The organism is Microcoleus sp. SVA1B4 (genome assembly GCF_036700545.1).
GTDB lineage: Bacteria > Cyanobacteriota > Cyanobacteriia > Cyanobacteriales > Microcoleaceae > Microcoleus.
Window position 1 is genome coordinate 142,627 of the sequence record NZ_JAUBPB010000006.1, and the last position, 19,302, is coordinate 161,928.

Sequence of the window (19,302 nt, forward strand, 5' to 3'; positions counted from 1 at the left end):
ACTATTGCTTGTTTAACCAGACTACGATCGAGTCGAGGCGAGCTAAATCAGGAGTTACACCTTTTGAGATTGTTTCAACACGTAGATGGTTGTTCTTACTTGCCTTTCTAAATGTTCTAACACAAAGCCGTCAAGCGAAGGACGGGGCTTCAGACTCATTTTGTTGGTGAACTAGACAGATTAGCTTTTAATCTTTTAACACAGTTGTCGAAAAAGTAGGACTCGATCGGGCGTGAGTCACAGAGTCGGAGAGTGTCCAGCGTGTCCGATGGGAAAAGTATTCCTTCTGACTGATGACTAATGACTGCTGACTAATGACTACTGACGGTTATCTGGTGTGTGCTGCAACTCCTTGACAACTGAGATTAAGCGTTTGAGGTGAGGTTTGACAACTTCTTGCTGCTCGTGTTCCAAACGGTGGATTTGAGCTTGGACAATCGACAAATCCGCACTCGATTGGTGTGCGGGAGCTAGCAGTTGGCTTTGCAAATTGGCCATGACTTTCTGGATTTCCAAAAATCGAGTATTTACTACTTCCCAGTCGTCTCGGCTGATAGAAGTTTCTGCCAAGCCTTGCGTCGCACTTTGCAGTTGCTCTATAGCCTGTTCCACAGCTTGGAGATTCGCCCGTTGGCCAACCGATAAATCTTGCACTTGTTCGCTCACCTGCTGGCGGACATCGAGCACAGCAGACGCCACGATTTCTTGCAAAGAAGCTACCGACTCTCCTAAACTTAGTAACTGCCGCTGAATATCGATCGACTCCTCAAAAGCCTCATGCCTAGGCAGTGCAGCCATTTGCTGGCGCAGCGCTGCAATATCTGCTGACAACTGCCTGCGTAATTTAACAATTACCGTCACCGCCGTTTTTTCGACTTTATTGACAGACTTTTGGACTTGGGCCATTTCCGAATTTTGATGCACCCGCACTTGCTGCTCGAACCGATACCGGTTAGCAACATTCAGCGACAAAGCCAAAGTTAGGGGAGCCACCCCGTAAAAAGCTTGACCCGACACTGCCACCGCCAGGGAACCCACACCAGAGGCCGCCAGAGAGGCGTACTCTGCCAGCTCCAGCCAGTGCCTTTGAGGAAAACTTGGTCTCAAGTGGTTTGCAACAGAGGGTTTTGGCTTCCGCACGGCTCTTTGGGTCATAGTATTTGCTCGTTGTGGGTAAGGTTGCGAGACTGGGTGGAGCATCGATTTCTATCCTTTTTTCAGTTATATGTTTTAGATTATTTCTTGGCACTCTTCTATTTTTACCTTTGTGAGTAAGTTAAGGATGACTGCCATATTATTATGTATTTGGGAGCCTGTGGCGATCGCGCCCAATTCCGGCTGTTAAAAGGTTCGCCCCAACGCGCCCTCTATTTTACAGGAGTTAGCGCCATCGGGTTTGGGCGATCGACTTTCGCGGCTGCTGTGCCCAACCAAACAATGCCTAAGACTATTTTAGATTTTAGATTTGAGATTAAAAATTAAAAAATGCGACTTACTCAGGGCGATCGGGATTTGGAGCGTGTCTGGAGTTGCATTTTTGTTCGCTTATTGGTATAATTTACTTTTTCTGAATTGCGCCTCTCAAATTTACTGCAAAAATTGACCAATGAACTCAGAAAAACCCGGAATTGGCGATCGGCTAAAGTCTATTTTCAGTATCGCCATCTTTATCATTCTCGTACTAGGCGTAGGCTTTTTAAGCGTTAATTTTATTTCAGCTCTCTCTGCTAAATTTTCTTAAACAGGACTTACGCACGGGGGCCCAGAAACCGGGTTTTTTGCGAGAATATTTTGTCGCAGCCACAGATTCGATGAAAAACCCCGTTTCTTTTGTTTTGATGCGTAAGTCCTGAAAATGACTGATGAGTAACGCTCTTTTTTTAGATTTCCAACTTCGCCGAAGTTGTCGGGAATGTGGAATATTGTGTTTTTTTCAAAATTTATTATAATTTCAACTGTAAAGATTGTGGTCTGGGTCTAGCCAGACAATATAAAAAACATTTTCACTAAAAAAGCCATGCACCCTGCCGTATTCATTAGCAGATATTTGAAACTGGTAGGGAACATTTACTAGCGCAGCTTCATTGGGAATCCCAAAGCCATTAGGCTCAGTTGTATTTTTCCAAACTATACCATGACATCGCAAACTTTTACTCTGATTATTGATAACTTCTTGAGCGTTCAATTGGGACAAATCGCGCAGCCTTCTCAATAGAGATGCTAGATACTTAGCATCTCTCCCGCCAATGGAAAACTTATCTTTATCATCCTGATAATACCTGAAAGAAAAACTAATTCCTTCGGGAATTTGGATCTTGACAACCTCTCTCCTTGCTGAAGATGGCTGACTGCGAATGTCTGTATCTTGTCTTTTTTTATGCTTCTTCGATGACACGGGTTTTGTAAAATTTTTTCATTGATTCCTTCGTAATAATAGCATGAGAAGGTTCATCTCTTGGCAACTCACCTCTAGCATTAATCCAAGGATCTTCACGGCGCACCATCAATTCTAACTCATAGGCATCCCGAAAGAGGTAATCATCGGATAATTCGTCTAAAAACTCTTGTACTTCTTCGGGAAACTCGGGTTTTTCGACTTCTTTCAGAATTGGCTTCCAGCCAAATTGTTCTTTGTATTCATAAAATAAAGCCGGGATAGTCGGCCCGTGCATCCAAGCTTCAAAATCTTCATCAAACAGCGGTGTATCCTCAAATGCTAAATACCATGCTTGGGCGTAGTACAAGAGTTTTTGTAGCTTGTGGTTGCTGAGATAGGAGCCTACATCATTCGCGAACCAGATGTAGTAATCAGCGAGTTTTGAGGCTGTTGTGACTGTAGTTATTGTGGTCATATAACTCGACTCAATAAGTTTTGTATTCTATGATAGCACAGACTGTTAACAGTTAACTATTATAGGTTATAATATGTTTGTTTGCAGTTAACTTTTTTTTCAGGCAAGGTTAAAGTTGATTTTTGATGAAGGTAGGCAATTAGAGATTGTGCAAGCAATTGAGCGGGTGAGAGACGGAATTCTCTGGAAACCTGGAAAAGCAATGCCTCATTTACTCAAAAGGATTAATTTAGGTCATTTAGGGCCGGATGCGACCCTTGAAGAATATAATGGAGTTATCAGTTTAATTGTCAGGGATGCTGATGCTAAAGTTTATGTGTATGTCTACGGAGAAACGTTTTATCCGACCGTTACCAGCAGTGTAAATAACACAATATGGCTGGTAATGATGGGCTTGGATGGAGTTTTAGAAACGGCTTTTCCTCCAAAGGAACCGGAAAGCTACCTGGCTAATTCAATGTTTATTTATGTAGGTTTAGTGAAGGATTTGTTATGAATATTTTGGTAAAAAACTATTGTGTAATGGTTGAATTTCCTGATGTGAGTGGGGCTGAACATTTAGAAATGTTGCAACTTAGAGATGAGTTGGCAAAAGTTGAATCTCAACTGAGTGAGGAAGAGAAAGGTTTATTAGCAAATGCAGATCGACGGTTAGTTGAACAAGCAAGGGAGTTTTATGAGGAGTTGTCGAGATTTGTGGATTTAATGCAGAAGCGCAAATTTGAGGAGATTACACCTCAGCGTTGGTGGTGGTATTTGGATGTTTTGGCATTGTTGCCGAATTTGAGAAAACAAGAGTTGACAAGCGGTGTTGTTTGAAATGTTTATTCACTGTCGATGTTTGTTAAGTGCGATCGTCTAGTTTTGATATACTGCTTCAGTACAGGTGGCAAAGTGTAAAGACTTTCCTGTTTTTCGAGCAAGCAGCGCCGCGATAGAGATTGCAATGCGTTTAGCAAATCGGATGATGATATTTGTCCGTTTTGTAGCAATTTGGCGAAGTTGACTGGCTGGTTTTCTGTCGCCAACAAGGACAGGACTTGTTTTTCTAGTTCGGAAGTGCGATCGTACTGCTGCTGTAAAACATCTTTCAAATCTTCGGGTAACAATATGGTATCATCTATTAATAACTCACTGGCGCCGATTCCCAACTCTTGAATCAAAGTCGCCACGCTTTTTAACCAGAAGGGGTTGCCTTGGTAGCGGTGAATGAGTGCTTCGCAGTTTTCGATTTCTGTTAATCCTTTATCTCTGAGTATTTCTCCGGTGGCTGCGGTGTCTAAACCAGTGAGTTGTAAGGTATGAATGGGAGTATTTTCGCTGGTGAGTTGAGGAACTTCTTTCGGCGGTTCCCAACCGACTAGCAGCAAGCAACTTTGATGGGATAATTTTTCTATTTGTTTGAATAGGGAGCGATATTCTTCGTATTTTGGTTGATATTTTCCTGCCAATTCGCCGCTACAGAAAAGGTTGTGAATGTCATCTAAGACTACTAAACAGCGATGGTTTTGTAAATATTTAATCAGCGGTAAGCGTTTCTGGTTTGTTGGGGATGAATCTTGTTTTTCTGACTGGGAAAAAAGCTGTATTAGGTTAGATTGAAATTTATCTATGGTGGGAAATTCGTCTAGTGTGTACCAAGCTGCGTATTCAAACTCGTCTTTGATTTGTTGTACGAGTTGTACTGCTAGGGATGTTTTGCCGATTCCGCTGATACCGGTGATGGTGATGAGGCGACAGTTTTGTTGTAGAATCCAGGTTGTGAGGGTGTTAAGAGAGGGGGTGCGATCAAAGAAATTACCCAACTCCGGCATTTCGCTTAAATCTTGATGTAGAGTTTTGGTTTGTTTTGAGTTAGATTTTTCGTCATTTAATTGATTTGAGTTTCTTTGTTCTGGTGGGTGTCTAGCTTCTCCACAGGTGTTAAAACTACCACTGATGTGTTGCTCGCTGACGTTTTGTGCAAAGTTTGAAACATTAGAGACTTGGAACCTCTCCATTGCCGATCGAAAATTCGTTTTACTAACCTTTTCTCCTAACTCTTTTGAGAATATTTGCCATAGTTCTGAAGCCGCATTCCTAACACGACTTTCAGAACAGTCAAAGTCCTTGGCTATTTGCTTATATGTCTCGTGTTGTAGAGTTCCACGCATTACCGCTTCTTGTAAATCATCAAGGTGCTGACCTGTTTTAGCAAATACTATATCATCAGCTAATTTTAACATTTTTTTAATATTTATCTGGTTAGTTAGATGCAATCATAGCACAGTTTTATACATTTTAGTATATTTTGAAATATTTTAGTACAAAGTTAGATTGAAGAGATTGAAATTAGGTAAAAATTTGTTGGCAAAATAAGACATTTTGGGACTAGACAAAGCTTTTATTTCTAAGATAATGATGGGAGATATATTCAAGTCTAAATTTCTAACGGAGGACAAAATAATGAGTACATGGGAACCTGCGGGTGATGGTATGGAAGCAAAAGTTACAAATAAGGGCGCTCTGATGATCCGCGAGGCGGGCAAATACAAGGCTAATGATGACTATCCTCACTTTTTAGTAGAGTTCGATAGCCAAGGTAATATCCGTGACTATCATTCTACTGATTCTGATCGCAGTCGTTTTGGACAAAATGAAGTCGTTGGGACTGCTTTGGCGTTTCTCAGAGAGAAAGGAATGCTGTAGTGCAATGCGGCTGTTGTAGTGCGATCGCTCCTCTCCTGTAGGTTGGGTTGACGCAAGGAAACCCAACTTTCATCAGCGTTTAGTATCGAGTTGATATTTAAATATCACCAAATACAAAGTATATGAAAGTGAATTTATGTCATAATGACTAAAGAATTACAACTGCTATAATCTAAATTATCCCAATTAACATATCCAAAAAAAAAAGAAGAAAACTTATTATGAGTGCTGATATATATAGCCAAGGTATTGAAAGGTTTAACGCAAAAGATTATCACGGCGCGTTTAAGTATTTTAACCAGTATATTCAGTTAAATCCTTATTCCGCAGATGCTTATTATGTGCGAGGTTTTGTCTGTAAGGAACTAGGAGATAACCAAGGAGCCTTTAATGATTACTCTCAAGCAATTAATCTAGGTACCAGTTATGCTGCTGATGCTTACACGAAGAGAGGTCTTACTCGCTATCTAATGAAAGATTGGCTAGGCGCAATAAGCGATTTAAATCAAGCTATCGAACTCAATAGTGGTTCCTACGCTTATGCTCTTCGAGCTACTTGTCGAGATCGCTTGGACGATCTGCCCGGTGCTATTATTGAAGACTGTAACCAAGCAATAAAACTAGATCCTAACTCGGCACTTGCCTACGGACAGCGAGGTGCTAGTCGTTTAAAAGTCAAAGATTATCAGCGTGCGATTGCTGATTTAACTAAAGCTATTGAGCTAGGACCAAATCATTCATCTGTTTACTTGAATCGAGGTAAATGTTACGGAATATTGGGCAATACGCAAGAAGCAATAGCCGACTTCACTAAATGTATCCAGATGAATCCAGAATATAAGGTAGAAGTGTACTTTGTTCGGGCAACAGTCCGTTATAAATCGGGAGACTTGCAGGGATCAATTGTAGATTTAACTCACACCATTGAATTAGATCCTAATCATGCTAATGCCTATTATGTCCGAAGCGATCAACTTTATAATTTGGGAGATAAACAGGGAGCGGTCAATGATCTCACTCAATATCTTCGACTAAATCCCAATAACGCTGAAGCTTATGATTTACGAGGAGTTCGTCGCTATCAGCTAGGGGACAAGCAGGGATCAATTGGAGACTTCCAGCAAGCTGCTGTACTCTACATTCAACAAGGAGATTACACTGAATACCTGAACGAAGTAGAGCTGATCGCAAAGATTGAGAAGGAATTAGCCAATGCTTAATGGTCAAAGATTTTTATTGATAGAGCGAATTGATAGCATTGGGCGTTAGCAAGTCGGCTTGCGTGGCGAAAGTCATAAATCTTTAGAGCGTTGGTTATCAACACGCAGCGGTGTAATGCAATGATTGCACTCTTAGCGATCGCCCATCACGCATCAAGATCGATCGCCCCTCACACCAAATACCAAACACTACGATGATTGTACGAAGTGCGATCGCCGTTACAATCAAAGTATCAATCCTCGTGAGATGCCGCGATGACCATCAAAGAACTCCTCATCCAAGAAATCGATAGCACCCCTGACGAACTGCTTGCGGATCTTCTCAGTTTGGTACGATCGCTAAAATCCACTCCAAACCCCCAACTTAATACCTACGAACAACTGCTAGAGCGTATCGACTACCTCGAAGCCATCATCGGTATCCGCAAAGGACTCGAAAGCTTCGAGCGAGGTGAAGGTATTCGGGCCGAGAGAGCCATGACAGCGCTACAGCAGCAGTTCAACATCCCTCCTCGTCTATGAGTTCCTAGAAGTTAGTCACATTGACATTTTTGATTTTCGCCATTTTGCCCTAAATAGTAAAATAGAGCAGTAAGCTAGGCAATTGCCAACCTCCCTCTTCTGCTTGAGAGTAGAATAGATCTATGAAGTTTCAGTGGGACTCAAACAAAGCGATTAGTAATGCCAAAAAGCATGGTGTGTCTTTTGAAGAAGCTGTCACTGTCTTCGGAGATCCACTAGCTATTACAATTTCTGACCCTAACCACTCTGTAGGTGAGTTCCGTCTTTTAACGATCGGTCAGTCAAATTTACAGCGCCTTTTTGTTGTGTCCCATACAGAACGAGAAGGTGAAGTGCGTTTAATCAGCGCCCGTTTAGCCACCCGACAAGAGAGAAAAAGCTATGAGTCAGGAACCTGAAGTAACAATTAATGACGAGATGAGACCTGAATACGATTTTTCAGGTGGTGTCCGTGGCAAATACTATGAAGCCTATATGAAATCAAGTAATGTTGTGATTCTCGATCCAGACGTAGCAGAAATATTTCGAGACTCAGCTTCTGTCAATGAAGCGTTGCGATTGCTGGCAAAAATTGCCAAGTCTGTCACTGTCTAGGTAGCGCACAGAGCACAACAAATCAGATCCGAAAGTTTCCAGGTTATCTGTGGTTGCATAGGTGGAAAGCAAGGGGTGGTGCGATCGCCCTTCACACCAAATACCAAACACTGCGATGATTGCACGAGTTGCGATCGCCCCTCCCACCAAATACCAAATCGATGTCTGCGGTGCAATCAAGGTAAAACTCATGATTAATCTTTCAAAAATTAACACGAGCAACTGACTGCTGACTAACTAATGCAAAAACTTGCTAACTTGATATTCGCGACTTTCGGCGATCGGCATTTGCAACTCACCCATTTGGGCATCCAGCTCATCTATGGTGCTTTGCAACACCGACTTCCACAATTCTCTAGTTTGCCAGCGAATCAGTATCACCACCTCATTTTGTACCGGATCTACCCAAGTTTCCTTGCCCAAAAAACCGGGTAAACTTCTCAATCCTGCCGTCCAAACTTCTTCATCTCGCTCAATAAATGCCTCCAACTTTTCGGGAGGTACTTTAAATTTGAGCCACTCAATTACCATCTTATGTCCTATTTGTAAATACCTAATTAATCGTTGCCGATCGCAATTTTAATTATCAACTCCGTTCCCTCTCCCGGACGCGAAACACAGTGCAACTTACCGCCGTGCTTTTCTACTACTAAATGCTGGGAGATTGCTAGACCCAAACCAGTGCTCGTGTCTGAACATTTAGTGGTAAACAAAGGATCAAAGATGCAGTCGAGGACTTCTTCAGTCATGCCAGGGCCGTTGTCACTAATGGCGATCGCAACTTCGTTTTCCCCTACCACGGAAGTCCGAATCCGAATTTCGGGATTGAATATTTCAGATTTCGACTTGGCTGAAGCTAAGTAAGACTGATTTTGAATTTTACCATACTTTTCGGCATTTCTCCCCCCTTCTTCCAAAGCGTCGATCGCATTTGTCAACAAGTGCATGAACACTTGGTTTAAGTGTCCCGCATAGCAGTGAACTCGTGGCAAATCTCCGTACTCTTTAACTAGAGAAATTCCTGGCCGTCCCCCTTTAGCTTGCAGGCGATTTTGCAAAATCAGCACAGTGCTATCCAAACCTTCGTGGATATCAGCCGGCTTCATTTGGGCTTCGTCGGTACGCGAGAACAAGCGGAGCGATCGCACGACATCGCGAATCCTTTCCGAACCGACTTTCATGGAATTTAGCAGTTTTGGCAAGTCTTTTTTGATGAAGTCTAAGTCTAATTCTTCTATCAAATCTTGAATTTCCCGCACGGGATGGGGATAATACTTTTGGTAAAGCTCGATCGTTCGCAGCAGTTCTTGAATGTAGCCAGTGGCGTGGCTGACATTGCCAGAAATAAAACTAACTGGATTGTTAATTTCGTGGGCTATTCCTGCTACCAACTGCCCCAGAGATGACATCTTTTCTGTTTGAATCAGTTGAGTTTGAGTTTGCTGCAAAATTAACAGCGTCTGCTCTAATTTTGCCGCTTGTTGTCGCAGGCGTTCTTCGGATTCTTGCAAAGCTAAAAGAGACTGTTTGCTGTCTGTAATATCCAATCCCACAAATACCGCCGCCGTATTATTATGGTATTTTTGAGCCACTATTAGATAAGTTTTATTTTCTCCTCTGATGCTCGCTGTTACTTCTTGAGATGTTTTCTTTTTATGGTTTGCAAAGAAATCGTATACTAAATCGTTAAATTTGGGACTTGTCTCTAAAAAACCTACTTTTTGACCGAAAAATAGTTCGGCTGGCATTTTGTAAGCGCTAGCTAAATGTCGGTTTACTCCCAAATAACGCAAATCGGAACTTACCCAAGAAACTAATCCCGGCACCGCGTCCAAAACTGCTTGAAGTTGCTCTTTTGCCTCTACGAGCGCTGATTCTGCTGCGAGGCGAGCGGAAATGTCGCGGGCGATCGCGCAGCGGTATTCGCAGCCGCCGTATACTAAATAATTGACTTTAACTTCGACGGAAAAACTGGCGCCCTCTTTGGTTTTGTAACTGGTTTCAAAAGTGAGGTTGTTTTGCTGCTTGAGAAGAGCCCAGTGTTCTCGCCAATCCGATGCTGGCAACTGCGAATCGATGTCGCTAACCCTCATGTTTAGCAGTTCCGATTCCGAGTAGCCAAAAAGATGGCAAGCGGCTTTGTTCGCGTAGCAAATTTGACCGTCGGAGGTACTAAAAAAGATTGTATCAGCAGCATTTTCGAGGGCAATTTGAGTTAGTTGCGGTATTGTTTCTAACTGCTTACTTTTGACCTCGGACTGAAATTTATTATAGCAATTGGTTTGAGCGGAAGCCTCACCTATCTTAGATGCAAACAAAATCAAACCGCCGATCGCACCTTCGTTATTTTTCCAAGGTTGAAATACCCATCTTACCGGCTCGCTAACAGAGCCGCTTGCGATTTTTCCTGATACAGATGCGATCGATCGCCCTGCCACAAACTCGCTGTATTCCAAAACTCCCGTCAAACAAGCCTGGGCATTTTGCTCCCAATATTCCGGGAGATTCGGGAACAGTTCCCAATGAGATCGGCCGATCGCCTCGCCGTCGCCCAACCCGCAATCTGTTTCCCAGCGACGAGAAACCGACAGATAGCGCATTTCACAATCTACCATTGCCACGGCCTCGGCGGAGCGCTCCACAAACCGCCGAAATCTGTCTTTACTCTCCGACACGGTTGCCTCTGCGGGTTGTTGGGCGATCGGGAAAGTCCCGTCAACGTACCTTCCCAGTCCCTGACTTTTTTGCTGAACTGGCTTAGTTTGCACGGTTTGGGATTTCCTCCATAGCTGTCAAGTTTGAAAAATTCTGTTTGAGACCAAAAATGCTGTTTTTCCCTGATTTGCTCTCTCGGACGATACCCTTAGAGGGTATCACCCATCATTGATATCATTTTTGATGGGGATATGTCTATAGGCATTAGTGTCAACTTAAGAGCAAATCTAGTGCCCGACTGCTGTTTGACCATTAGGCATATATCACGCTGGCGCCGCCGGAATAGTCGGAGGGGACTGGAGTGCTCTGTTTTGTCCCCCGACTATGAGATCGTGTAGCCAGTGCGATCGCCAGATAGCTTGATAATCCAAGATAGCGCTCAAACAAATTTGTGCGTAAATTCACTGGTAAAATCCACTCTCCCTTTCCGTAACATTGCAGGATCTAATCTTTCCGTCGTGTTACAAGTCATCAAAACTACGAGTTTTTGCTGAAATTGAATGCCGTTTTCGTCGATAACGCTTTGATACAAAGTGCCATCCAGCAAACTCAAAATATGTTCAGTTTTGTTAGTGCGTTGTGCCTCTGCAGTCGATCGATCTTGAGCCAAATTATCAGCCTCATTGATAATAATACAAATCCGCTCCAAATAACTCGGTGGCACAAAATTTTCCACAGCATCGTGGTCTAAGATAAAAATCACATAACCCAGCGGCACTAAAATTTCCTTTGCTACCGCTTGCGTCCAAGCAGTTTTGCCCGTTCCCGGTTCGCCACTAACCAAAACAGCCAACTGATTTTGATCTAGAATTGCCTGCTGAACTGTATCGGTAAAACTTTGAACCTCCGCAGAAAACGTGCGAATTGGGAACTGGCTGTGAACCTGTCCGACGCGGCTTTTGTACCCGCCCAGAATCACCGCTAAATTATAAGTTGCCTTGCTAACGAGCGGCGCAATATCTTGGCAAATCAGAGTGTAGCAGCGTCTTCCCCTGTCGTAGCTGTCAATTTGTACCCAGCAGCCGAATCGGGCCCAAGAAGCATAAACAGTACCCAAAACTTCTAAGCGTTCCCAGCTAACAAATCGCTCCGGGGGATAAGAAAAATGTCGCTCCATAAAAGACTGGGTAATTGCATCCGGTTTCCCTAGCAAATCGAGAACTTTGAAAACAGTAATCTCTTGGAGTTTGTTGAGAACGTAGTCGATGGGAATGCTAGCGCGGCTGACCAATTGCACCACCGGCGTTTCGGTAACTAAAACGTCTTTGTAGCGGTAATCCGGGTAAACTGGCTGCGGAGTAATGTAATCCCAAAATTCATCCATTTCGTAGCGAGTATTTTCCGAAAATACATTTAAAATATTTGCCCACCAAGTATATTGGTGTCGTCCCATTGCGTCGGCAATGTCGCTAGCTGCCCCTAAAGTTTTTTGAGCTAGTTCTTGGGGGTCGCTAGACGCTAAATGTACCAGATATTCCCAATCAAATTGACGGTAAAAAGGTCGCCAACCAGAGCCTAGCAGACCTCTATTTTTAGAATTGTTTTGATAAAAATTGTTTTCGCGATCGCCCATATCTTCTGCACTCATTTTGCCAAAGTCCTACTTACTCTTATTTTACATTTTTTGTGGCACACATTCTACAAAAAGAAGGAAAATTATCAAGTTATTTTGAGATAAGCTGGCGGCACAAAATCTACTAACCACACTTTGTTTTCCGAGAAGTAAAATGTATGACCGTCGCGTTGCATGGCTGCGGCATCTACAGTAAAGACTGCCGGGATGCCATGTCTTGCACCTACTTGGCGCGCCGTCTGGATATTCACCGACAAATGAACATGATGCCGTGACATTTTCCTCATTCCTTGACTGAGAATAGACTCGACAGCAGTGCTACCTGTTCCGTGGTATAAAATAGCCGGGGGAACAGCGGGTTCTAACTGCAAGTCAACCTCTACGCTGTGCCCTTGGTTGGCACGAATTAGAGTGCCTGTGGAGTCAAATGAAAAGCGCTGCTTGTCGTTTTCCGCGACTACTTCCTTGAGTTCTGCAAGCTGAACAGGGAAGTTATTTTTTTGGCACGCAGCGAGGAGTTCGCTAACAGGAACCCAGCCGCCTGGAGCGAGTTGAATGCCGATGCGATCAGGAGCGTGTCGCAAATGTCTGCTCAGGTATTTGCTAATTTTTACTAAGCGAGAATCGCTCATGATTTTACTTTATTTATTGAGCTTTTAAATCACATTTTGCCAAATGTCACTAGCGGGTTATATTGTGGGGGTGGGGGCGGGTTTATTGAATCTGTTGGCACTGCCAGAGAGCGCTTGATTGAACCCGCCCCTACAGGTTTTTTGAAACTTATTCATATCGCAAAAAATGAAGGATTTTACGCGCGAATTATAGGGTAAAAGTGGCTTTTAACAACCTACAAAATTAGGTTAGGCGTCCGGGGATTAAAAAGTTTTCAGTGTGCGACTTTTACGAGCTTTATTTTTTGATAATTATCAAAAAAATCTGCATGTTGTCGAACGCTTTCTACCTTGGGATAACTCCGCCAAAAATAGCAAAATTTAGATAGCGCCAGTGACATCCTACGTCGGCAAAACCAGCTTCTGCAAGCCACTTTGTCTGCTCTTCCACAGAGGAGGGAATATCTTCTTCTAAATATTTTTGAAACCAGGCTGCATCGTCTTCTCCGTTAGCTTTCATGTACTGCCGCCACAACTGTTCGTATTGCTCAGTCAGCCGGGGAGTAGCACCTGTCACAATATCTCGAATTAGCAAGATTCCCCCTGGATTCATGGAGTGGAAAATTTTGTGAAATAGCTGTTGTTTACCTGCGCTGTCGAGGTGGTGGATTGCCAACCCAGAAACTACCACATCGTAACCGCTGCCGAAATCATCTTCGGCGAAATTTCCTTGCTGCAAGGTCAGCCGTTCTCCGAAAGCGGACAAGTTAGTTTGGCAAATTTTCAGCATATTTTGGGCGATGTCAAAGGCGAGGACTTTTGCTTGAGGCAATGCTTGCATACTCAGAGCCGACAGTATGCCAGTTCCCGCGCCTAAATCCAGAACTTTTATGTTACCATTCGTTTCAGAAGGGATTAACTGCAATATTACATCGTGTTGCTCGCGATAGCGCGGAATGAGGCGAGGAGTTAAGCGGTCATAATCAAAGGCTCTTTGTTCAAATTGCTCGCGTACAGCGTCTAAATTCACAGACGATTTTCCTCAAATTGTTAATAGTTGAGTGCGTCAAGCCAGTTTGGCGGTTCTCTTCTCTGAAGGCATATTACATTTGATAATACAAAAAATATACAGACCTGTCAAGATGTTGAAGAAAATAATTTAAAAGAAGTTATGGACGATCGCCAGACAGGGACTTTGTGCGCCCAAACCCGCCCGTGATTTGGGAACTGTCTAGCCCTGCACATATATCTCCTTCAGTGCAGATGAGGCAGAATGCCACAGACGCGAAAGCCTGCCGAAGACGAGACTTTGTGCCAGATACTAGGAGTAATTGTGAGCAAAAAGTTGACGGTTATGATACCCGTTTCAAACAAGAATGCAACTGTCGGTGTGTGATCCACACCATAAAATTATCAGTGATTCCCCTTAGTAAAATATAAAAGATACCAGATAAAAAGGAATGAGCCGGCAGCCGAAGATCGGCTAGATATGAAAAATCAGTCCTCAGATTGACAAACTTTAGCCAACTATCAACAAAAATTAAGGTGACTCCCGAGTGGATGTGGTGCCTGCCAATTTGTCAGGAAGATGAAGAGATACAAAATATTACACCCGCCGGTGCGGGAAAGAAAATTGTGATAATGAATCAGGATGCGAGTAGATTAGGTGTCAGCCGTCAGGGGAAAATAGAAGCAATGGAAATCCAACAACGGAGTAAGGATAAGCCCGATCGCCAGCAACAAAACGCGTCCGATCGGCTCGGTCAAATTTCTACGACAAAAGAACTAGATTGGTCGCTACAAGAATGTTTAGATTTTAAAAGAGCGATCGACCGATCGACACTGGCGCTGAGGACTGACGCGCGAGGAATTATCAACTATGTCAGCGAACGAGTTTGCTCCATCTCCAACTATTCGCAAGCCGAACTAATCGGCTGCCACTTCGGCATCCTCCATTCGGAATATAAATCTTCGGAAATAATCAAAAATCTGCTATCAACTGTTGCCAAAGGTGAAGTTTGGCAAGGAGACATTAAGAATAAAGCCAAGAATGAAAGTGATTATTGGGTGTACGCAGCAGTAGTTCCACTGTTGGACTGTAAGGGAAAACCCTGTCAGTATTTGGCGATCGGATTCGACATCACCGATCGCAAAGCCGTGGAAGCAGCCCAAGCCGAAGCCAACCGGGCAAAAGACGAATTTCTGGCGATCGCCTCCCACGAACTGCGATCGCCCCTGAGCGCGATTTTGGGATGGGCGCAGCTAGCTCGATCGCGCAATTTAAACGAAGCCACCACCACCCGCGCTTTGGAAATCATCGAGCGCAACGCCAAATTACAAAACAGGCAAATAGACAATCTCCTCGACCTCTCGCGGTTGCTGCGGGGGAAAGTGTGCCTGAACATCGGCCAAGTTCACCTCCCGTCTATCATAGAATCTGCGATCGACACCCTCCGTCCCACCGCCGATGCTAAAAACCTCCGCGTAGAAAAACATTTCGACCCCGCCGTCAGCTACGTTTTGGCGGATGCAGAACGCTTGCAGCAAGTAGTCTGGAACCTCCTGGCCAACGCCATCAAATTCACCCCAGAATCCACACCATACCCAGTTCAAGTGCGGATCGAGCCTACTGAGTCGGGCGTGTTGATTCGGGTCAGCGACAGCGGTTGCGGCATCGACCCCAAATTTCTGCCGCACATCTTTGACTACTTCCGCCCTGCAGACAACTTCCAGAACAAGGAACAAAATCGGCTTGGGCTCGGACTCTCAATTGTGCGACAGTTGGTGGAACTGCACGGGGGAAGTGTTTGGGCTTCGAGTCCCGGTCTCGGTGAGGGGGCGACCTTTGGGGTACTGCTACCGGGCGCCAACAAAAATGCACCCGACGATCGCACTGCTGCGATCGCCCAAAGGGAAAGCAGACCCGGATCGGTTTCCAAACCCCTAGCGGGAAAGCAAGTCCTGGTGGTGGAAAGTAGCGCCGAGATCCGGCAATTTCTCAAAACTGGCCTCGAAGCATTTGGAGCCAAGGTAACAGCGGTGGGTAGCGCCGCCGAAGCGATGGCGGAGTTGCAACAGTCGCGCCCCGACGTGTTGGTCAGCGATATGACGGTATCGGGAGCCGACGGCTGCGATTTAATCCGCCGCATCAGAGCCATGGAAATGTCCGAGCACAGGGAACTGCTGCCGGCCGTGGCGCTGACGGGAGGGATTGAGGAACAAGATTCGGCCGAAGCGCTGGAGGCGGGGTTTCAGAGGCATTTGTCGAAGCCGGTGGAAGCGAATCAGTTGGTGAGTGCGATCGCCCAATTGGCTGGACTGACTGGATTCGGCTCTGGAGAGTGGGGTTCGGGAAATATCCGGGCGGCCACACCCCAGGCCACGCTGCCGGAACCTAACAGTTTTGACGACAAAAATTATCTAGAACAATTAACAAGTGACAGCAGAGAATTACCGCTGTTGCTGGTAGTAGAAGACAACAATTTTCTGCTGGCTTACCTCCAAACTTTATTAACTCCGTACTATCGAGTCGCTGTGGCGAGGGACGGGGTTGAAGGTTTAGAAAAAGCCAAAAGTTTGCAGCCAAATTTGATTGTGAGCGACCAAATCATGCCCCGACAAAACGGACTGGATTTGCTCAAGGAGATTCGGAACACCCCAGAATTGAAATCTACTCCGGTAATCTTTTTGACAGCGCGATCGGGGATGGACGCTCGGATCGAAAGTTTGGATGCGGGTGCTGACGATTACATTTCAAAGCCTTTTGACGAGAGGGAATTGCTCGCAAGGGTGAGAAATTTGTTGCGATCGCACTCAGCCGAACAGCAGTTGGCGGAGCTCAACCGTCAGTTGCAGCAGCAGAAACAGCAGTTAGAAACAGTGAATCGAGCCTTGCAGTATTTGGCCAATTACGACAGTTTGACTGAGGTAAGAAACCGCCACTCTTTTAATGAATACCTCGATACGGAATGGCGGCGTTTGGCGAGGGAAGAAGCACCGCTGTCATTAATTATGTGCGACATTGATTATTTCAAACTTTTCAACGACACTTATGGGCACCAAGCGGGGGATGAATGTTTGCGGCAAGTGGCAGCGGTGATCCAGCATTCGGTAAAGCGAGCTGCAGATTTAGTAGCGCGTTACGGTGGAGAAGAATTTGTAGTGGTTTTGCCGAATACCGATATTGAAGGTGCCACTTCCGTAGCTGAAATGATCGCACAACAGGTGCGGGGTTTGCACATAGCTCACGATAAGTCTGCTGTCAGCGAATATGTGACGCTGAGTTTGGGTGTAGCTTGCTGCATTCCGGGGGCGAAGTCGCAGCCGGGGGAGCTAATTGCGATGGCCGATGAGTCACTTTATCGGGCGAAAGAAGCAGGGCGCGATCGGGTTTCGGTTGCCACATTTCAAGGATAATATAATAGTTAAATCAACTTGTATGGTGCGTCAGAAATCTATCGTTTCGATTTAAATATCTTTTTTTGGATCAGACACACCATACCAATGTGCTGGCAAACTTTGGTGAATTCAAATTGCTATAAATATAGTTAAAGGAGGTCGTGCCATGACAGCAACCACCGCTTGCACGCCGAAGGAAAACCAGCGGTACAATTTGCCGACGGTGTTTCGATTTACGCCTATCACGGCGTGATTTTACCCGAATGGTAAGGTAGCCTGCACCCGCACCAGTCGCAGTCTAAGGAATGAGAATTAAATAACTTCCACAATAACAATTAAAATTGTAAGTTATTTAATTCGCGATCCTAAGTGGGTGTTGAAGGAACAGAATGCAGAAATTCGGCGCGGGTTAATTCAGGGAATTACTTACGATCGCATAATTCAAGAATTCGCGGTGACAGAATTAGATAGTTGGCAGGAATACACTTTATTAAGCATCGAGTTTGACGATGATTTTGATCGGGTGAATAATGCAAATCCTGTTTATTTGTTAAAAATGACTTGTCCGAGTACGGGATTCATTCACGCTTTGCGAGTGCCGCCTGATGTGCGATCCTCTTCGAGGGCTTCGCTAACGGCTAAAGAGGCAATTCGCTGGGTAAATTGGGGAATCGATCCAGAGGAGTTTTCCGTGCAAACCTCAGTGATACCAATTGTTAAAAGTCACAGAACCCCGCGCCACAGTTAGGATCAGCCGTTTCCCTACCCGATCATCTATACTTTACTCCACTGAAAACCGCTATATTGACAACAGCCTTAACCCATGAAACACCGATAAACGTTCCCGCAGTGTGCCACTTCCAAGGGTGGAATGTACCAACCACCGATCGCCCACAAACGGTTAATAACATCAAGAAGAAGCCCACCCTCGGATCGAAGGTGGGCTCTGTTCATGCCAGCTTACCGACAGCTAGGCAATCGGGTCTCTTCGCTGGTAGACGTAAAATATCGGAAAAAGATCCGAACGTCCGAAAAAACTTCTCGCCCACCATTAAGCTTCAGTTTACCCAACCGGATCGGGAAAATTGCGCCCGCAGCGCTGTTCCCCTGAAATCGGGGAACACTGGGGCTTCAACTTTTCAATAGACTTTTGCAAAAAAAGTAAGTCAAGGGCCTGCAGGATGCCTAAAACCACCTTCCCACAAGAATTAAAATTGTTCGAGAAGTCTCATAATTCTCCTCTTTAACTTTGATTTCCCAACCGATTAGGCATCGTGATGGGAGCATCTCAATGAAAGCAGCCCAGCTAGAAATTGGAGTTAGGAGCCAGGAGGCAGGAGGAAAGAGTCAGAAGGAAGCAGCCAGAAGAAGTGTTTTTACAAATATAGCAATCCTAAATGATTATACTCGTTACCAGGAAGAGCCTGGTAACGCATATCCGGAGGCTCTGCGTCCATAGTCTGGGCCGAGGCAGAGCCTTGCTTACATCGGTTCCCAGGCAGAGCTTGGAAGTTAACCAGTTATTGAAACTGATGCGAGGATTGCTATATGAGATGCTCCCGATAGTCACCACCTTACCCACCATAAAAATTAATTTATGAATTTCACAAAAGGTGCTGTAATAAGACTAACAATTCTCTTGATTTTTCTCGGAATAGGTGGTGCTTATTTATGGCATCTCATGTCAAATACGGCTTCTTTAGAACAAGCTGAAGCACAATCTAAATTATTAGATAAAATCAATGTAAATGGAAATTACATTGAAGCATTGCTCTGGTTTTGCTTTGCTATTGGTTTCGCTCTTAATGCCAATAAGACATCAGGAATAACCAGAATTAATCGCCTGATTACTACCCTAATTTTTTTCTTGTTTGGTGGCTCAGATATTGTCGAAGTACAAACGGGCGCGTGGTGGAATCCTTGCTGGTTATTTGTTTGGAAAGTTTCTTGCGTTTTATTTATGGTGAGCTTATTTTGGGTTTATTTACGCGATCGCGCCCTTTCAAGTAAACCATAAATAACTGCTTCCCAGGAAGAGCTAGGGAACCGATTTCGGGTGCATCTCACTTTGGCAAATACATCAAATTGAAAGTTGACCGTTGAGATAAGCACAGCGAAGAGAAAGGATA

The 19,302-nt window shown here is 44.5% G+C and carries 20 protein-coding genes and 1 pseudogene; 12 read left to right on the forward strand and 9 right to left on the reverse strand.

Annotated elements, in window-relative coordinates:
- Window positions 1-318: 318 nt before the first annotated feature.
- Window positions 319-1,155: a hypothetical protein gene (locus QT987_RS05180; protein ID WP_333237886.1), complete on the reverse strand. Its 837-nt coding sequence runs from the start codon at window positions 1,153-1,155 to the stop codon at window positions 319-321.
- Between the two features lie 144 nt (window positions 1,156-1,299).
- Between QT987_RS05180 and QT987_RS05185 the strand changes: the two genes are divergently transcribed.
- The gene (locus QT987_RS05185) at window positions 1,300-1,482 is read left to right on the forward strand and encodes a hypothetical protein (protein WP_333237888.1); all 183 of its coding nucleotides are present in this window, start codon (window positions 1,300-1,302) and stop codon (window positions 1,480-1,482) included.
- Window positions 1,483-1,606: 124 nt separating this feature from the next.
- Window positions 1,607-1,741: a hypothetical protein gene (locus QT987_RS05190; RefSeq protein WP_333237890.1), complete on the forward strand. Its 135-nt coding sequence runs from the start codon at window positions 1,607-1,609 to the stop codon at window positions 1,739-1,741.
- A 210-nt stretch (window positions 1,742-1,951) separates the two neighbouring features.
- Here the strand turns inward: QT987_RS05190 and QT987_RS05195 are convergent, their stop codons facing one another.
- Together QT987_RS05195 and QT987_RS05200 are read right to left on the reverse strand one after the other, a co-directional pair.
- Window positions 1,952-2,395 carry a hypothetical protein gene (locus QT987_RS05195; RefSeq protein ID WP_333237893.1) on the reverse strand — a complete coding sequence of 148 codons (444 nt, stop codon included), beginning with the start codon at window positions 2,393-2,395 and terminating at the stop codon, window positions 1,952-1,954.
- The gene (locus tag QT987_RS05200) at window positions 2,376-2,852 is read right to left on the reverse strand and encodes a type II toxin-antitoxin system antitoxin SocA domain-containing protein (protein WP_333237896.1); all 477 of its coding nucleotides are present in this window, start codon (window positions 2,850-2,852) and stop codon (window positions 2,376-2,378) included. The genes QT987_RS05195 and QT987_RS05200 overlap by 20 nt, the downstream gene beginning before the upstream one ends.
- A 115-nt stretch (window positions 2,853-2,967) precedes the next feature.
- Here QT987_RS05200 and QT987_RS05205 point away from each other — a divergent pair, with 115 nt between their 5' ends.
- Both QT987_RS05205 and QT987_RS05210 read left to right on the forward strand, forming a co-directional pair.
- Window positions 2,968-3,348: a hypothetical protein gene (locus tag QT987_RS05205; RefSeq protein WP_333237898.1), complete on the forward strand. Its 381-nt coding sequence runs from the start codon at window positions 2,968-2,970 to the stop codon at window positions 3,346-3,348.
- Window positions 3,345-3,671 carry a hypothetical protein gene (locus QT987_RS05210; RefSeq protein WP_333237900.1) on the forward strand — a complete coding sequence of 109 codons (327 nt, stop codon included), beginning with the start codon at window positions 3,345-3,347 and terminating at the stop codon, window positions 3,669-3,671. Before QT987_RS05205 ends, QT987_RS05210 begins: the two co-directional genes overlap by 4 nt.
- Window positions 3,672-3,676: 5 nt before the next feature.
- On the opposite strand, the gene QT987_RS05215 is transcribed toward QT987_RS05210, so the two are convergent.
- Entirely contained in the window at window positions 3,677-5,077 is a 1,401-nt protein-coding gene (locus tag QT987_RS05215) for an NB-ARC domain-containing protein (protein WP_333237902.1), read from the reverse strand.
- Between the two features lie 139 nt (window positions 5,078-5,216).
- On the opposite strand from QT987_RS05215, the gene QT987_RS05220 reads away from it, so the two are divergent.
- From QT987_RS05220 to QT987_RS05240, 5 genes are all read left to right on the forward strand, one after another.
- Complete coding sequence (locus QT987_RS05220; RefSeq protein WP_333237904.1) at window positions 5,217-5,540, forward strand: hypothetical protein; 324 nt, start codon at window positions 5,217-5,219, stop codon at window positions 5,538-5,540.
- 221 nt (window positions 5,541-5,761) lie between these two features.
- Window positions 5,762-6,760, forward strand: a complete 999-nt coding sequence (locus tag QT987_RS05225; RefSeq protein WP_333237907.1) for a tetratricopeptide repeat protein — start codon at window positions 5,762-5,764, stop codon at window positions 6,758-6,760.
- Window positions 6,761-7,015: 255 nt separating this feature from the next.
- Window positions 7,016-7,282, forward strand: a complete 267-nt coding sequence (locus QT987_RS05230; protein WP_333237909.1) for a hypothetical protein — start codon at window positions 7,016-7,018, stop codon at window positions 7,280-7,282.
- A 122-nt stretch (window positions 7,283-7,404) separates the two neighbouring features.
- A complete protein-coding gene (locus QT987_RS05235) occupies window positions 7,405-7,680 on the forward strand; it encodes a BrnT family toxin (RefSeq protein ID WP_194011534.1) in 276 nt (91 codons plus the stop codon).
- Entirely contained in the window at window positions 7,664-7,876 is a 213-nt protein-coding gene (locus QT987_RS05240) for a hypothetical protein (RefSeq protein ID WP_106147613.1), read from the forward strand. Before QT987_RS05235 ends, QT987_RS05240 begins: the two co-directional genes overlap by 17 nt.
- Window positions 7,877-8,113: 237 nt before the next feature.
- Here the strand turns inward: QT987_RS05240 and QT987_RS05245 are convergent, their stop codons facing one another.
- The 5 genes from QT987_RS05245 to QT987_RS05265 form a co-directional block, all read right to left on the reverse strand.
- Window positions 8,114-8,407, reverse strand: coding sequence for a TIGR03792 family protein (locus QT987_RS05245; protein WP_333237912.1), 294 nt, complete (start codon window positions 8,405-8,407; stop codon window positions 8,114-8,116).
- Between the two features lie 26 nt (window positions 8,408-8,433).
- Window positions 8,434-10,644 carry a PAS domain S-box protein gene (locus QT987_RS05250; RefSeq protein ID WP_333237914.1) on the reverse strand — a complete coding sequence of 737 codons (2,211 nt, stop codon included), beginning with the start codon at window positions 10,642-10,644 and terminating at the stop codon, window positions 8,434-8,436.
- Window positions 10,645-10,970: 326 nt separating this feature from the next.
- Window positions 10,971-12,179 carry an AAA family ATPase gene (locus QT987_RS05255; RefSeq protein ID WP_333237919.1) on the reverse strand — a complete coding sequence of 403 codons (1,209 nt, stop codon included), beginning with the start codon at window positions 12,177-12,179 and terminating at the stop codon, window positions 10,971-10,973.
- A gap of 71 nt (window positions 12,180-12,250) precedes the next feature.
- Window positions 12,251-12,796 carry an RNA 2'-phosphotransferase gene (locus QT987_RS05260; RefSeq protein WP_333237921.1) on the reverse strand — a complete coding sequence of 182 codons (546 nt, stop codon included), beginning with the start codon at window positions 12,794-12,796 and terminating at the stop codon, window positions 12,251-12,253.
- 325 nt (window positions 12,797-13,121) lie between these two features.
- Entirely contained in the window at window positions 13,122-13,805 is a 684-nt protein-coding gene (locus QT987_RS05265) for a methyltransferase domain-containing protein (protein ID WP_333237923.1), read from the reverse strand.
- A gap of 515 nt (window positions 13,806-14,320) precedes the next feature.
- Between QT987_RS05265 and QT987_RS05270 the strand changes: the two genes are divergently transcribed.
- The 3 genes and pseudogenes from QT987_RS05270 (at window position 14,321) to QT987_RS05280 (ending at window position 19,190) form a co-directional block, all read left to right on the forward strand.
- Entirely contained in the window at window positions 14,321-17,191 is a 2,871-nt protein-coding gene (locus QT987_RS05270; RefSeq protein WP_333237925.1) for a diguanylate cyclase, read from the forward strand.
- A 150-nt stretch (window positions 17,192-17,341) separates the two neighbouring features.
- Window positions 17,342-17,921: pseudogene (locus tag QT987_RS05275) on the forward strand (hypothetical protein); the annotation flags it as partial.
- 849 nt (window positions 17,922-18,770) lie between these two features.
- Window positions 18,771-19,190, forward strand: coding sequence for a hypothetical protein (locus tag QT987_RS05280; RefSeq protein WP_333208127.1), 420 nt, complete (start codon window positions 18,771-18,773; stop codon window positions 19,188-19,190).
- Window positions 19,191-19,302: the final 112 nt, after the last annotated feature.